Origin of the sequence: Martelella lutilitoris (genome assembly GCF_016598595.1) — a bacterium.
Lineage (GTDB): Bacteria > Pseudomonadota > Alphaproteobacteria > Rhizobiales > Rhizobiaceae > Martelella > Martelella lutilitoris_A.
The window spans coordinates 247,821-262,192 of the sequence record NZ_CP066786.1; the positions used below are offsets into that span (position 1 = coordinate 247,821).

Annotated in this window: 11 protein-coding genes; 4 read left to right on the forward strand and 7 right to left on the reverse strand. The window is 62.8% G+C overall.

The window, feature by feature from the left end:
* Nucleotides 1-41 precede the first annotated feature (41 nt).
* Nucleotides 42-602 (forward strand): type 1 glutamine amidotransferase domain-containing protein, encoded by a 561-nt coding sequence (locus JET14_RS01210; RefSeq protein WP_200336445.1) that lies wholly within the window; start codon nt 42-44, stop codon nt 600-602.
* 331 nt (nt 603-933) lie between these two features.
* Nucleotides 934-2,724 carry a DUF4422 domain-containing protein gene (locus JET14_RS01215; protein ID WP_200336446.1) on the forward strand — a complete coding sequence of 597 codons (1,791 nt, stop codon included), beginning with the start codon at nt 934-936 and terminating at the stop codon, nt 2,722-2,724.
* A 13-nt stretch (nt 2,725-2,737) separates the two neighbouring features.
* Here the strand turns inward: JET14_RS01215 and JET14_RS01220 are convergent, their stop codons facing one another.
* Nucleotides 2,738-4,855 carry a transglycosylase domain-containing protein gene (locus tag JET14_RS01220; protein ID WP_200337944.1) on the reverse strand — a complete coding sequence of 706 codons (2,118 nt, stop codon included), beginning with the start codon at nt 4,853-4,855 and terminating at the stop codon, nt 2,738-2,740.
* Nucleotides 4,856-5,000: 145 nt separating this feature from the next.
* On the reverse strand, nt 5,001-6,389 hold the full coding sequence (locus JET14_RS01225; protein WP_200336447.1) for a dipeptidase: 1,389 nt from the start codon (nt 6,387-6,389) through the stop codon (nt 5,001-5,003).
* 444 nt (nt 6,390-6,833) lie between these two features.
* Between JET14_RS01225 and polA the strand changes: the two genes are divergently transcribed.
* Nucleotides 6,834-9,785, forward strand: coding sequence for a DNA polymerase I (polA, locus tag JET14_RS01230; RefSeq protein WP_200336448.1), 2,952 nt, complete (start codon nt 6,834-6,836; stop codon nt 9,783-9,785).
* Between the two features lie 38 nt (nt 9,786-9,823).
* Complete coding sequence (locus JET14_RS01235) at nt 9,824-10,168, forward strand: DMT family transporter (protein WP_200336449.1); 345 nt, start codon at nt 9,824-9,826, stop codon at nt 10,166-10,168.
* A gap of 5 nt (nt 10,169-10,173) precedes the next feature.
* Here JET14_RS01235 and phnN read toward each other — a convergent pair whose 3' ends face one another.
* The 5 genes from phnN to dapB form a co-directional block, all read right to left on the reverse strand.
* Nucleotides 10,174-10,731, reverse strand: coding sequence for a phosphonate metabolism protein/1,5-bisphosphokinase (PRPP-forming) PhnN (phnN, locus tag JET14_RS01240; protein WP_200336450.1), 558 nt, complete (start codon nt 10,729-10,731; stop codon nt 10,174-10,176).
* Nucleotides 10,732-10,734: 3 nt separating this feature from the next.
* Nucleotides 10,735-11,877 (reverse strand): alpha-D-ribose 1-methylphosphonate 5-triphosphate diphosphatase, encoded by a 1,143-nt coding sequence (locus JET14_RS01245; RefSeq protein WP_200336451.1) that lies wholly within the window; start codon nt 11,875-11,877, stop codon nt 10,735-10,737.
* Nucleotides 11,874-12,578 (reverse strand): DUF1045 domain-containing protein, encoded by a 705-nt coding sequence (locus JET14_RS01250; protein ID WP_200336452.1) that lies wholly within the window; start codon nt 12,576-12,578, stop codon nt 11,874-11,876. Before JET14_RS01250 ends, JET14_RS01245 begins: the two co-directional genes overlap by 4 nt.
* Nucleotides 12,579-12,771: 193 nt before the next feature.
* Entirely contained in the window at nt 12,772-13,407 is a 636-nt protein-coding gene (locus tag JET14_RS01255; RefSeq protein ID WP_200336453.1) for a 2,3-bisphosphoglycerate-dependent phosphoglycerate mutase, read from the reverse strand.
* A 27-nt stretch (nt 13,408-13,434) separates the two neighbouring features.
* Complete coding sequence (gene dapB, locus JET14_RS01260; protein WP_200336454.1) at nt 13,435-14,262, reverse strand: 4-hydroxy-tetrahydrodipicolinate reductase; 828 nt, start codon at nt 14,260-14,262, stop codon at nt 13,435-13,437.
* Nucleotides 14,263-14,372: the final 110 nt, after the last annotated feature.

The window sequence follows — 14,372 nt, forward strand, 5'->3', positions numbered from 1 at the left end:
GCGCTGTCGCGCCAAACCATCATCAGCGACAGGAGGATGCCATGCCTGCCATCAATCAGTCCAGAATCCTGATCATGGCCACCCATGGATATGAGCGCTCGGAACTGCGGGTGCCGCTGGACGAATTGAAGAAGCGCGGCGCCGCGGTCACCGTGGCCTCGCTGGAAAAGGGCCCGGTCAAGAGCTGGGACGAAAAGGACTGGGGCGACAGCGTCGAGGCTGAACTGGCGCTCGAGGACGTCTCGGTCGCCGACTATGACGCGATCGTGCTGCCCGGCGGCCAGATCAATCCGGATGTGCTGCGCACCTCGGAAAAAGCCGTCTCGATCGTCAAGGAATTCGTCTCGTCGGGGCGCGTCGTCGCAGCCATCTGCCACGGCCCGTGGCTTCTGGTCGAAGCCGACGTTCTTAAAGGTCGCGACGCCACGTCCTATCACTCGATCAAGACCGACATGAGGAATGCCGGCGCCAACTGGACGGACAGCGCGGTCGTCACCGACAACGGCATCATCACCTCGCGTTCGCCGAAGGATCTCGAAGCTTTCGTCGCCAAGATCGTCGAGGAGGTCGAGGAAGGCCGTCACGAACGTCGCGCGGCGTAAGCGGTTCCCAAGGCAGATACGCACGAGCTATTCGTTTTGACGCGTTTTCGCTGAACGTCGGATGTCTCCATCTGACAGCGAAATACGCCATACCGCCGTCCGGCCTTGACTAGGGTCGGACGGCGTTTTCTTTGCCCGGTGTCATCTCACCGTGCCTTGCGAGCCTCAAACCGGGTCCGGCTGGATTAAGGGGGTTCTCAGAACAGGAGGTCCGGGCTATCTTCCGCACAGTTTTGATGCGTTTGTCAGGACATGAGCCTCGTCGCCGCATGCCGGGACCGGATCGTGGTTCGGGCGAGCCGCTTCGCTGAAACCATGGCCAGACCAAAGCATGATCTCCAGGAAAATCTTCATCTCGGTCGTCTATTTCAAACCGGCTCCGCTGGTAAAGACCGCGTATCTCACCCCGATTCAGGCCGGCCGGGCGCTCGGGCGGTTTCATGTCGAGGGCGCGATCGGGGACGATACCGGCGAGAACAATTCACGCGAGAACCTGTTCTGGAGCGAGCTGACCGCGCTTTACTGGATGCGCCACAATGTGGAGGCCGAATATTACGGTCAGATGCACTATCGCAGGCTCCTTGCCTTTGCCGAGAAGAAGCCGCGCGGCCTTTCATTCGAAGAGATTTCGGATGAAATCTATGAGAAATATGGGTGGCGCGACGACCTGATCGAGAAAGCCTGTGAGAGCGTGGATATCCTGACGCCGCCGGCGCGAACGCTCTATGTTCCGGGCCTGCCGGATGTGATTATGACCGCTTCGGATTTCTTTGCGCATCAACACCATGCAGGAGACATGGCCGTGCTGGAGGATATCGTCAAGGAGCGCGCACCGCACATCTATCCCTATCTCGTGCAGATCCTGACCGGACGAAAGCTGTTCTTCAATTCGATCTCGGTGATGCGGCGACCGTTCTTTCTGGAATATGCCGATTTCTTGATCGACATCCTCGAGGCTTCACAGCAGAGGATGGACGTCTCCGGCTATGATTCATACCAGTCCCGCCTCGGCGGGTTCCTGGCTGAATACCTGACCTGTGCTTATGTCGCATATGCGAAATCCGTCCACGGGGCCAGGGTGCGGGAACTTCCGCTGACCTGGGGCATCAGGGCGCGCCCGCCGGTCTCTCCTCAAAAAGTCCTTCTGGAGGCGCGGCAGAAACGGGATCGGGTGCGCGTCGCCGATCGGGGAGGCAGCGACGCTGATGATGATATCAATGTCGCGCTCGCGGTGGACGATAACTATGTGCCGCACGCCGCCGTCACCATACTCTCGGCCCTCACGACGAGCACAAGGCCTTCGCGCCTGCGTTTTCTTGTCCTGAACGGACACAATATCTCCGCCGGCAATCGCGAAAGGCTCGAGGGACTTGTCAAGGGCGCGGGCGGGCGTATCGATTTCATCGAAATCGATGACCGAGACTTGCGCTGGCTGCCGCTCAACCGTGACTACATCTCGATCGCCACCTATTACCGTCTGGTGATGCACCACTATCTTCCCTCCGAAGTGCAAAAGGTGATCTATCTTGACGCCGATACCGTCATCATCGAGCCGCTGGAGAAGTTGTGGGCGATCGACCTGGAAGGGCATCCCGTTGCCGGCGCCGCCGATGACGCCGGTCTGCCCCAGGCCCGCCGGCTGAGGCTTAACGCTGAGCATCGCTATTTCAACGCCGGGGTCATGGTGTTTGATGTCGCGCGCTTTCGCGAAATGGCGCTGGCCGACGCGATCCTAGAGATCTTTCGCCGACAGGGTCCCTATATCATTTCGCAGGACCAGGACATTCTCAACATCCTGTTCTGCAATGACACCAAGGAACTGCCGCTGGCCTGGAATGCCGGCACCCGCATCTATCGTTCAAACGCGCTGGAACCGGCCTATAGCGCGGAGGAGGCTTTTGAAGCGGCGCGCTTTCCGGCAATCGTGCACTTCATGGACGCGAATAAGCCGTGGCACACCAAATGTACCCACCCCTTCACCGAATTCTACTGGGACTATCGAAACCAGACGCCCTGGGCTGAAAGCACCGGACACAAGATCAAACGCAGGCTGATCCAGCGTGTTCGCCGCTGGCTGAGGGCGCCCGACCGCCGCTTCGAGAAACGCATCAAATCATCCTGAACGCGGGACTGCCTCAGCCCCCGCCGAGAATCTGCATGATCGTGCGGCGCTTGTGTTCTGCAGGCTGCGGTTTCGCCTCGCCCACATCGGCGGGCGGGGCGCTTTCGCTCTCGCCGAGGCGGCCAAGCAATTCGACCAGCGTTTTGGGGTTGCCGTCTTCCCCCGCCGCCGGTGCCCGCCGGGGTTTCGGCTCGATCAGCCTGCCGCCGCCGTAAAGCGGTTCGGGCGAAAGGCCCTTGTGCGCGCGCGCCATGAAATCGTGCCAGATTTTTGCCGGCAGCTTGCCGCCGGTGACATTGCGCATCGGCGAATTGTCGTCATTGCCCACCCAGACGCCGGTGGTCAGGTTTGCGGTGAAGCCGACGAAGAGCGCGTCGCGGGAGGATTGCGTCGTCCCGGTCTTGCCGGCGACCTGCCAGCCCGGGATCTGCGCCGCGCTGCCGGTGCCCTCGGTCACCACGCGCATCAGCATGGCGTTCATATTGGCGGCGATCTGGGGCGAAAGCACGCGCGGCTGGCCGGCCTGGTCGGCCTGGTAGAGCGTCTTGCCGCCGGTCGTCTCCACCTTCTCGATCACATAGGGCGTTGCTCTGAACCCGCCATTCATGAAGGCGGTATAGGCGCCTGTCAGCTCGATCAGCGAGACTTCCGAGGTGCCGAGCGCGATCGAGGCGTTGGCGGTGATATCCGAGGTGATGCCGAGCCTGCGCGCCATATCGGCCACCCCGCCGGGACTTGCCTCCATCACCAGCTGCGCGGCAATGGTATTCACCGAATGGGCAAGCGCGTTCGTCAGTGTCATCGGCCCGGAATAGGTTTTCTCGTAGTTTTCCGGCGTCCAGTCGTCGATGGTGATCGGCGCGTCATTGCGCACCGAGCTTGGCCGGTCGCCGATTTCAAGCGCCGCGGCATAGACGAAGGGTTTGAAGGCGGAGCCGGGCTGGCGCTTCGCCGTCACGGCGCGATTGAACTGGCTCTTGGAATAGTCGCGCCCGCCGACCAGCGCCCTGACCGCGCCCGTCGCATCGACGGCCACCAGCGCGCCCTGTTCCACGCGGTCCTTCTTGCCCGAAGCATCGAGAGCAGACTTCAGGCTCTCCTCGGCGTCGCGTTCGAGGCCGGGATCGATCGTGGTATGGACGACCACATCGGTGGTGATCTCGCCGATCATCGGTTCGAGGCGGGCCATCACCATGTCGGCGACATAATGTTCCGCGCCCGACCAGTAGCTCGGCGCCCGCGTCGGTTCGCGCGCCATCGCGGTTGCCATGTCGCTGTCGTCGATCATGTCCTGGTCGTGCATGGCGGCCAGAACCACCTGCGCGCGCGCTTCCGCAGCCTCCGGGTCGCGCGCTGGAGACAGCCTGGACGGCGCTTTCAGCAGGCCCGCGAGAAGTGCTGCTTCGCCGAGCGTCACGTCGCGCGCGGACTTGTTGAAATAGCGTCGGGAAGCGGCCTCCACGCCATAGGCGCCGGAGCCGAAATAGACCCGGTTTAGATACATCGCAAGGATCTGGTCCTTGGTGTATTTGTGCTCCAGCCACAGCGCCATCAGCGCTTCCTGCACCTTGCGCTCCAGCGTCTGGGCGTGAGAGAGCAGAACGTTCTTGGCCAGTTGCTGGGTCAGCGTCGAGCCGCCCTGCACGACGTCGCCGTGCTGGATATTGGTCACCATGGCGCGCGCGAGCCCGATCGGATCAACGCCGAAATGGGAATAATAGCGCCGGTCCTCGATGGCGACGACCGCCATTGGGATGAAGGGCGACATCTCGTCGATCGAGAGCGCCTCGCCGCCGGTCGCGCCGCGATTGGCAATCAGCGAACCGTCATTGGCGATGATCTTGACGTTGGGCGCGCGGTCGGGCACCGCCCATTCATCGACGGGCGGCAGCTTGGCGCCGTAATAGATGACGATGCCGATGACCACGACGCCGCCCCAGACGGCGGCGACCATGCCCCAGTAGAAGACAAAGCGCAGCGCGCGCGCCAGAAGGCCCCGCTCGGATGCGCGGGACCGGGCGTTCTTGCCCTTCGCGGTGGTTTTCCGTTTCGCAGGTTTCCTGCCCGTCCCGGCGGTCGAGCCGCCCAGGGTTGGGTCTTTCCTGCTGCGCTTTTTCTTGCTTCCGGCCATGGCGGTGGAGCTGCTCACCTTCCGTGTTCGCTTAAGAGGCTAGCCGAGTGCCGTTAAGGTCGCGTGAAAGACCGCTCCGGTGCAATGCCCCCGGGCCAACAGATCAAAAGCAACGTTAACGCAAGCTGAACGCCGTCACCGTCGCTTACTTCGCCAACGCGTCGAGAATGCGGATCCAGGAGCGGATGCCCTTGTGGAAGGAGGTCAACTCGTATTTCTCGTTGGGCGAATGGATGCGGTCGTCATTGAGCCCGAAGCCGACGAGGAGCGAATCCATGCCGAGCTTCTTCTGGAAATCGCCGACGATCGGGATCGACCCGCCCATGCCGATGACGACGGCGGGGTTCGGCCATTCCTCGGAAAGGGCTTTCTGCGCCTTCTTCAGGAAGGGGGCGTTGTAATCGAGATGAATGGCCGGCGAACCGCCATGGGGATGGAACTCGACCTTGCAGTCTTCCGGAATTTTGGAGTGGACATAGCTGCGGAAACTGTCGCGGATCTTTGCCGGGTCCTGCGTGCCGACGAGGCGGAAGGAGACCTTCGCCGAGGCCCTGGCCGCGATCACCGTCTTGAAGCCTTCGCCGGTATAGCCGCCGGTAATGCCGTTGACTTCGGCCGTCGGCCGCGTCCAGGTCAGTTCCAGCACGGAGCGGCCCTTTTCGCCGGCAGGCTTGGAAAGGCCGATCTCGCCCAGAAAACGCTGATCTGATTCGCCGAGCTGCTCCCAGCTCTTCTTGATCTCTTCCGGCGTTTCCTCGACGCCGTCATAAAAGCCTGGAAGGGTCACGCGGCCGGTCTCGTCGTGAAGACCGGCAAGGATATCGGCGAGGATGTGGATCGGGTTCGCCGCCGCGCCGCCGAAAAAGCCGGAGTGGAGGTCGCGGTCGGCGGCGGTGATCACCACCTCGTCGCCGACGAGGCCGCGCAGCGTCGCGGCGATCGCCGGCGTGTCGCGGTCCCACATGCCGGTATCGCAGACAAGCGCGAAATCGGCCTTGATCAGGTCGCCATGCTCCTCGATAAAGGCCGGAAGCGACGGTGAACCGGATTCCTCCTCGCCCTCGAACATCACGGTGATCTTCACCGGAAGCTCGGCATTTTCCTCGCGATAGGCGCGGCAAGCCTGAAGGAAGGTCATCAACTGGCCCTTGTCATCGCTGGTGCCGCGCCCGGTGATGATCTTGCGGCCATTGCCGGCATCGCGGATTTCCGGCGTAAACGGATCGCTTTCCCAAAGCTCCAGCGGATCGACCGGCTGGACGTCGTAATGGCCGTAAAACAGCACATGCGGCGCGCCTTCCGGCGCGTTTTCCGAGGTGCCGACGACCATGGGGTGACCCTTGGTGGTGTAGGCGGTGGCGGAAAAGCCGAGTGTCTTCAACTCGCCCACCAGCCAGTCGGCGGCTTCGGCACAATTCTTCCGGTAGGCCGGGTCGGTGGAAATCGAGGGAATACGCAGGAGCGCGAACAGCTTGTCGAGGCTGGAGGGCAGGTTGTCGTCAGCGCGCTTCAGGAGCGTTTCAAGTTCGGTCATGGGAGGTCCTCGGTCTTTCACGAATGATGTGCGCGGACCATAGGCCAAGCCGGGGCAGTTTGGAAATACACGATTGCAGGAATGCGGCGCGGGGTTGGAAACGGGGCAAAAAATAAGCCGCCATGGCCTGGAGGGGGGCTGGCCATGGCGGCTGCTTTTTGGGACAAAGGCCGGAGAGGGGGGATGGAGCCTTTGTCCTGTTGTCTGACGAGGCGGGGGACGAGCCTCCATCAGGCATCGGCGCTAACGTGCGCCGCTGAGACGTATTTGTACCTCGAAATGTGTCGATTCAAGGGAAACCGCCGTGCATTTCGTTACAAATCGGTAATCTGAATAAACGACCGGGCTTTTTCCGATGATCCTCCCGCGCGAAGCTTTGCGATTCAGCGGTGAAATCCGGCTTGGCGATGGACCTTTTTTGCCGTCCGGGCTATGCATTCCAGCATGAAAAAAGACGATCACCTTTTCCTTATCGACGGTTCCGGCTTCATCTTCCGGGCCTTTCACGCCCTGCCGCCGCTGACGCGCAAGTCCGACGGGCTGCCGGTCGGCGCCGTGTCCGGCTTCTGCAACATGCTGTGGAAGCTGCTCACCTCGGCGCGCGACACATCGGTTGGCGTGACGCCGACCCATCTCGCGGTGATCTTCGACTTCTCCTCGCAGACCTTCCGCAAGGAAATCTATCCCGAATACAAGGCCCACCGTCCGCCGCCGCCGGAGGATCTGGTGCCGCAGTTCTCGCTGATCCGCGAGGCGACGCGGGCCTTCAACCTGCCCTGTATCGAGATCGAGGGCTATGAGGCCGACGACATCATCGCCACCTATGCGAAGATGGCGGTGGAGGCCGGCGGCGATGCCACCATCATCTCTTCAGACAAGGATCTGATGCAGCTCGTCGGGCCGAGTGTGCACATGTATGACGGCATGAAGGACCGGCAGATCGGCGTGCCGGAAGTGATCGAGAAATGGGGCGTGCCGCCGGAAAAGATGATCGACCTGCAGGCGCTCACCGGTGATTCGGTCGACAACGTCCCGGGCGTTCCGGGCATCGGCCCGAAGACGGCGGCGACCCTGCTGGAGGAATTCGGCGATCTCGACAATCTTCTCGAAAATGCCGAGACCATCAAGCAGAAGAAGCGCCGCGAAAACATCATCGCCAACAGGGAGCTCGTGCTGGTCTCGCGCAAGCTGGTGACGCTGAAGCGCGATTGCCCGGTGGAGCTGCCGCTTGATGCGCTGGTGCTGGAAGAACAGGACGGGCCGAAGCTCGTCTCCTTCCTCAAGGCCATGGAGTTCAACTCGCTGACGCGGCGCGTCGCCGAGGCGACGGGCGCGGAAGCCGCGGAGATCGAACCGGTCTCCGTCACTGTGGAGTGGGGCGAGAAGGCCCACGGACCCGATCTAGATCCGGGCGAGGCTGCTTCGGAGGAAAGCGCGAAGCCATCGCCGGATGGCGCTGTGACCGGGCCGGCTGCGCTCGCCGCCGCCCGCGCCGCCCGCTTTGCCGCAGTTCCCGTCGACCGCTCCTCCTACGAGACGATCCGCGATCCCGAAACGCTTGAGGGCTGGATTGCGGCCGCGCGCGAAAAAGGGCTCTGCGCCTTCGACACCGAAACCACCTCGCTTGATGCCATGCAGGCCGAACTGGTCGGCTTTTCGCTGGCGCTTTACGACGAGGATCAGCCCGATGCCGGCAAGGCGGTGCGTGCGGCCTATGTCCCGCTCGCCCACAAGGCCGGCCAGGACGATCTTCTCGGCGGCGGGCTTGCCGATGGCCAGATCGATTTCGACACGGCGCTGGCGGCGCTCAAGGGCCTGCTCGAGGACGAGGGCGTGCTGAAGATCGCCCAGAACCTCAAATATGACTATCTGGTGATGCTGCGCCATGGCATCACGGTGAAGAATTTCGACGACACCATGCTGATTTCCTACGCGCTCGACTCCGGTATGGGCGCGCATGGCATGGACGCGCTTTCGGAACGCTGGCTCGGGCACCAGCCGATCCCCTACAAGGAGGTCGCAGGCTCGGGGCGCAATATGGTCACCTTCGATCATGTGGAGATCGACAGGGCGACGGCCTATGCGGCCGAAGATGCCGATGTGACGCTGAGGCTCTGGCTTGTGCTGAAGCCCCGCCTCGCCGCCGAACATGTCGCGACCGTCTATGAGCGGCTGGAGCGCCCGCTTCTGCCGGTGCTCTCGCGCATGGAGGAGCGCGGCATCTCCGTTGACCGGCAGATCCTCTCCCGGCTTTCGGGGGAACTGGCGCAAAAGGCCGCCGCCCTGGAGGACGAGATCTACGAACTGGCGGGGGAAAAATTCAATATCGGCTCGCCCAAGCAGCTTGGCGATATTCTCTTCGGCAAGATGGGCCTTCCCGGCGGCAAGAAGACCAAGTCAGGACAATGGTCGACCGCCGTTCAGGTGCTCGATGATCTTGCCGCCCAGGGCATTCCGCTGCCAAGCCGGATTGTCGACTGGCGGCAGATGACCAAGCTGAAATCGACCTATACGGATGCGCTGCCGGGCTATATCCACCCTCAGACCAAGCGCGTCCACACCTCTTATTCGCTGGCCGCGACCACGACCGGAAGGCTTGCCTCATCGGAGCCGAACCTGCAGAATATTCCGGTGAGAACGGCGGAAGGCCGCAAGATCCGCACCGCCTTCATCGCCAGTCCGGGCCACAAGCTGCTGTCCGCCGACTACAGCCAGATCGAATTGCGCGTGCTTGCCCATGTGGCGGATATCGCGCAGCTGAAGCAGGCCTTTGCCGATGGCATCGACATTCACGCGATGACGGCATCGGAAATGTTCGGCGTGCCGGTGGAAGGCATGCCGGGCGAAGTGCGCCGACGGGCGAAAGCCATCAATTTCGGCATCATCTACGGCATTTCCGCCTTCGGCCTCGCCAACCAGCTCGGCATCGAGCGCTCGGAGGCGGGCGAGTACATCAAGCGCTATTTCGAGCGCTTCCCGGGCATCCGGGATTATATGGAGGAGACCAAGGCCCAGGCGCGCGACAAGGGCTATGTCGAGACGATCTTCGGCCGGCGCATTCATTACCCCGAAATCAAGTCATCGAACCATCAGGTCCGCAGCTTCAACGAACGCGCCGCCATCAATGCGCCGATCCAGGGCTCGGCCGCGGATGTGATCCGCCGCGCGATGATCCGCATCGAGCCGGAACTGGCCGCCGCCGGTCTTGCTGAAAAAGCGAAGATGCTGCTGCAGGTGCATGACGAACTGATCTTCGAGGTCGAGGATGAGGCGGTGGACGACGCGACGAAGCTGATTGTCGACGTCATGGAAAATGCAGCGATGCCGGCCGTCTCCATGGCCGTGCCGCTCAAGGTCGATGCCCGCGCCGCCCACAACTGGGACGAGGCGCACTGAGTCCGCGGACCAGGCTCGTTTATGGAAAAGGATATCAGATGAACCCGGCGCTCGCCGCCTATGGCGCTCTTGGAATTGCGATCGTCTGCGAGGTGGTCGGTTCGACGCTTCTGCAGAAATCCTACGGCTTCACCCGCCTTCTGCCGACGATCGGCGTGGCGGTGTTCTACCTCATCGCCTTCTTCTGCCTGTCGCAGGCGCTGAAGACGATCCCGCTCGGCGTGGCCTATGCCATCTGGGCGGGTCTCGGCATCGTGCTGACGGCCGCCGTCAGCGTGCTCGTCCTGCGCCAGAACCTCGATATCGCCGCCTGGGTCGGGATCGCGATGATTGTCGGCGGCGTGGTTGTGATGAACCTGTTCTCAAACGCCGCCGGGCACTGAAGGCTTCAGGCGAGGCTGTCCCTGATCACCCGCACCAGCGCCTCTCCGGCATCTTCCAGCGCGCCCGAATTGTCGATGTTGACGACATCGAAATCGCCATGGACGTCCATGGTCGATCGGGCGAGGCGTTCCAGAATTTGCTCACGGCTCTCGCGTCCGCGCGCTTGAAGGCGTTCGGCCCGAATTTCCGGCCTTGCGGTGACATTGACCACGGTCATCGCGGCAAAGGCCTTGTCAAACAGCGACAGCGCCGGGCGTGAACCATTGGCAATGGCGACGCCGCCTGACTCCACTAAGACGCGATGCTCGGCGGGGATACCGTATTCCAGTCCGTGGGCGGCCCAGGTCACGGCGAACCCGCCCGCCGCCTTGGCCGCGGCAAAGGCTTCCGGCGTCATCGAGGCATGGTCTTCCGTCGTGCCATCGCAGGGACGGGTGATGACCCGGCGGACGAAGCGGACATTCGGATGGCCGGAGAAGGCGGCTTTCGCGTAGCCGATCAGGCTGTCCTTTCCTGCCCCGCTCGGGCCGACGACAACGATGATCCTGCCGGCTTTGCCCATACCTTACGCCACGCGCTTTCCGAGAGAGAAGACGGCGCGCACCACCGGCACGTCCTCGGTGCGTTTGACGCGGACGAGGTCGGCGCGCAGGCCCGGCGCAATGCGGCCGCGATCGTCAAGACCGGCGGCTTTCGCCGGCGTTGCCGTCACCATGGCAATGGCCCGGGGCAGCGAGACCCCGGCTTCCTCGTCGCCGGCAAGGATGAAGGGCGCGTGCAACAGGCTGAAGGGCACGTAATCCGACGACAGCACGTCGAGTACGCCGGCTGCCGCCAGGTCGCGCGCGGCGATGTTGCCGGAATGGGACTTGCCGCGCACGACATTCGGCCCACCCATCAGCACCGAAAGCCCGGCTGCGTGCGAGGCCTTTGCCGCTTCGAAGCTTGTCGGAAATTCCGCGATCCGCACACCGAGCCCGATTGCCTCATCCACATGGGCGACCGTCGCATCATCATGGCTGGCGATCGAGATGCCGTTCTTCGAACAGTGATCGGCGATCATCCGGCGATGCTTGTCGGCATAGGCCTCGGAGGCGGCCTGCCGGCGGGCGATGAAGCGCTCGAAGGCGTCGTCGTCAAGATCGCGCTTGGGCTTGTAATAGCGCCGGTACTGCTGGATGTCGGCAAACTGCCGCTGACCCGGCGCGTGGTCCATCATCGAGGCCAGGCGCACATGCGGCTCATCCTCGAAGGCGGCGAAATGTTCCATGACATTGGCGGCGGAGACCTCGCATCGCAAATGCAGGAAGTGCTGCGCCTTGAGCCGGTCTTCCCGTTCGGCGCCGATGATCGCGTCCGCCATGGCGCGCATCTCGCCCGCCTCGAAGCCGTCGGTGTCGTCGGAGCCCATGCGCAGGCAATCGAAGACGGTTGTGATGCCCGAGGCCGCGACCTGCGCGTCGTGCGCCTGGATCGCGGCGGTCTTGTTCCAGCGCACCCCGGGACGCGGCGCGTAATGGCCTTCAAGGTGGTCGGTATGAAGCTCGACAAGACCAGGGATCAGCAGGTCGCCGCCGAAATCCTCCCCGGCGCCGACATTGCCTTCGGAAATCTCGGCGATCTCTCCGTCGCGGATCACAAGCGTGCCATCGACAATCCTGTCCTCAAGCACGATCCGGGCATTGGTGAAAACGGTTTCGGTGCTCATGTTTCTTGTTCTTCCGCGCCGGAAAGCGGCTGCCAGCGCTTGATGGTGAAGGGCGCGCCGCGCCGCTCCTCGACAAATAGGCCAAGGCCGCCGATTGCGAGCGGCTTGCCGGTAAAGGGGCCAAAATAATCCTGAACCGCCGTCTCGATCACATGCGCATCGGTGCCGGTCACCGGACCGGTCAACGTCATGTGAAAGCGGAATTCGTCGAAGACGTAAGGATAGCCCCAGCGGATCATGTTGTCGCGCTGGGCCTCGGTCAGCGTTTCGGGCTTGCGTCTTGCGATCTCGTCATTCAGCAGCGGCGCGCGCATCGGTTCGAAATGCTCGACGACATCGGCGGCAAAAGCCTGCAACTCGTCATATTCGGCTGCGGGAATAAGCGCGTAGAACTTGCCGAGTTGCCCAAGCGTGATCTCGGGGATGGTGAAGAGCCTGCGGTTGCGGCAGAACACATCGAAGGTCGCCTCAAGCGCCGACGGCGAAATGTTTTCCGCCAAACGGAACGGCGCCTTCATGGTGGCGTGAAATCCGTAGCGGGCTGCAGCCGCCGTCACCGCGCTCATGCGTCCGGCAGGAAGCGCGATATTTTCGGGGTAGGGGCGCTCCTCCCCGGAGAAGGCATCATAGCCAAGCCAGCGGCTGGCGGCGACGGTCAGCGGATCGTCTGCAGGCGGCGTGAAGTAGATGGCGTATCGCAAACCGGTTTCCTTGCGCAAGACCTTGTGTGGGAAGTCGAACGTGACGGGATTCGCCAGCCTTTGCAAGCGGATCGGCCCCTCAAATCAATCAATGCCAAGGCCGGGCCGCGGGTTCCCTTGCAGACATTTCCTGAAAAACAAAAAGGGCGATCCGAAGACCGCCCTCCATTCTGTCCGAAATCCGTCCGGTGAATCAGTGCGCGCCGGACATGTCGCCGAGCACTTCCTTGCTGGCGACGGTGGAATCGGCGTTCAGCGTGTAGACCATCGGCACGCCGGTGGCGAGGTTGAGCTTCAGGATCTCCTCCTGGCTCAGGCGGTCGAGCACCATGACGAGGGCGCGCAGCGAGTTGCCGTGGGCGGCGACCAGCACCTTTTCTCCGCGCAAAACGCGCGGCAGGATTTCCTGCATGTAATAGGGCCAGACGCGCGCGCCGGTGTCCTTCAGGCTTTCGCCGCCGGGCGGGGGCACGTCATAGGACCGGCGCCAGATATGGACCTGTTCCTCGCCCCATTTCTCGCGGGCGTCATCCTTGTTGAGACCGGCGAGATCGCCATAGTCGCGCTCGTTCAGCGCCTGATCCTTGATGGTTTCGAGATCGGCCTGGCCGACCTCGTCGAGGACCAGCTTGCAGGTGTGCTGGGCGCGCGTCAAAGCCGAGGTGAAGGCGATATCGAACTTCATGCCCGCTTCGGCGAGCGCCTTGCCGCCGGCGGTGGCTTCCTTGACGCCGAGCTCGGTCAGGTCCGGGTCCTTCCAGCCGGTGAAAAGGTTCTTCAGATTCCATTCGCTTTGGCCGTGACGCACGAGAACCAGTGTTCCGCTCATGACAGTCTTCCTTCGTCAGATCTTGGGTTAATGTGTTTTCGAAAGCCCGAGCACGTCGAGCATGGAATAAAGTCCTGGTTTCTCGGCCCGGCCCCAAAGGGCGGCCTGAACCGCGCCGCGGGCGAAGATCGAGCGATCGGTCGCCTTGTGGGAGAGGCTCACCGTCTCGCCTTCGCCGGCAAGGAGAACGGAATGCTCGCCCACCACGGAGCCGCCGCGCAGCGTGGCGAAGCCGATCGTGCCTTCCGCGCGCGGGCCGGTATGCCCGTCGCGCACCTTCACGGCATTCTCCTTCAGCGAAATGCCGCGGCCTTCCGCCGCCGCCTCGCCCAGAAGAAGGGCCGTGCCGGATGGCGCGTCGACCTTGTGGCGGTGATGCATCTCGAGAACCTCGATATCCCAGCCCTTCGCCGAAAGCGCTGCGGCTGCCTGCTTGACCAGTTCGCCAAGCAGGTTGACGCCCAGTGACATGTTTCCGGACTTGATGATACGGGCATGGCGGGCGGCCGCCTTGATCTGGGTCTCGTCATCCTCCGAAAAGCCGGTCGTGCCGATCACGTGGACGATGCGCGCCTGCGCGGCAAGTTCGGCATATTCGACGGAGGCCGCCGGCACGGTGAAATCGAGCACGCCCTCGGCATCGACAAAGGCCTTCAGCGGATCGTCGGTGACCGGCACGCCGAGCGCGCCGACGCCGGCGAGTTCCCCGGCGTCCTTGCCCAGAACAGGGCTTTCCGGGCGGTCGATGGCGGCGTGGAGAACCGCGCCCTCGGTTTCGCTGATCACGCGGATGAGTGTCTGTCCCATCCGTCCGCTGGCGCCCACGACGACGAGTTTCATTGCCGGACTGGTCATGCTTCTTCCTGGTATTGCTTCAGATCGGATATCCGCGACACGCAGCGTGTCGCGAAGGCAGTGAGACCTTATTGGAAGCGCATGAGGAAGAAAAGGTTGATCTTGGTCCG

Bases quoted from the DNA above. Each gene is read 5' to 3' on its own strand.
- dapB (WP_200336454.1), bottom strand. From the start codon at position 14,262: ATGACCAGTCCGGCAATGAAACTCGTCGTCGTGGGCGCCAGCGGACGG.
- JET14_RS01220 (WP_200337944.1), bottom strand. From the start codon at position 4,855: ATGGCCGGAAGCAAGAAAAAGCGCAGCAGGAAAGACCCAACCCTGGGC.
- JET14_RS01255 (WP_200336453.1), bottom strand. From the start codon at position 13,407: ATGAGCGGAACACTGGTTCTCGTGCGTCACGGCCAAAGCGAATGGAAT.
- JET14_RS01235 (WP_200336449.1), top strand. From the start codon at position 9,824: ATGAACCCGGCGCTCGCCGCCTATGGCGCTCTTGGAATTGCGATCGTC.
- JET14_RS01245 (WP_200336451.1), bottom strand. From the start codon at position 11,877: ATGAGCACCGAAACCGTTTTCACCAATGCCCGGATCGTGCTTGAGGAC.
- phnN (WP_200336450.1), bottom strand. From the start codon at position 10,731: ATGGGCAAAGCCGGCAGGATCATCGTTGTCGTCGGCCCGAGCGGGGCA.
- JET14_RS01210 (WP_200336445.1), top strand. From the start codon at position 42: ATGCCTGCCATCAATCAGTCCAGAATCCTGATCATGGCCACCCATGGA.
- JET14_RS01215 (WP_200336446.1), top strand. From the start codon at position 934: ATGATCTCCAGGAAAATCTTCATCTCGGTCGTCTATTTCAAACCGGCT.
- JET14_RS01225 (WP_200336447.1), bottom strand. From the start codon at position 6,389: ATGACCGAACTTGAAACGCTCCTGAAGCGCGCTGACGACAACCTGCCC.
- polA (WP_200336448.1), top strand. From the start codon at position 6,834: ATGAAAAAAGACGATCACCTTTTCCTTATCGACGGTTCCGGCTTCATC.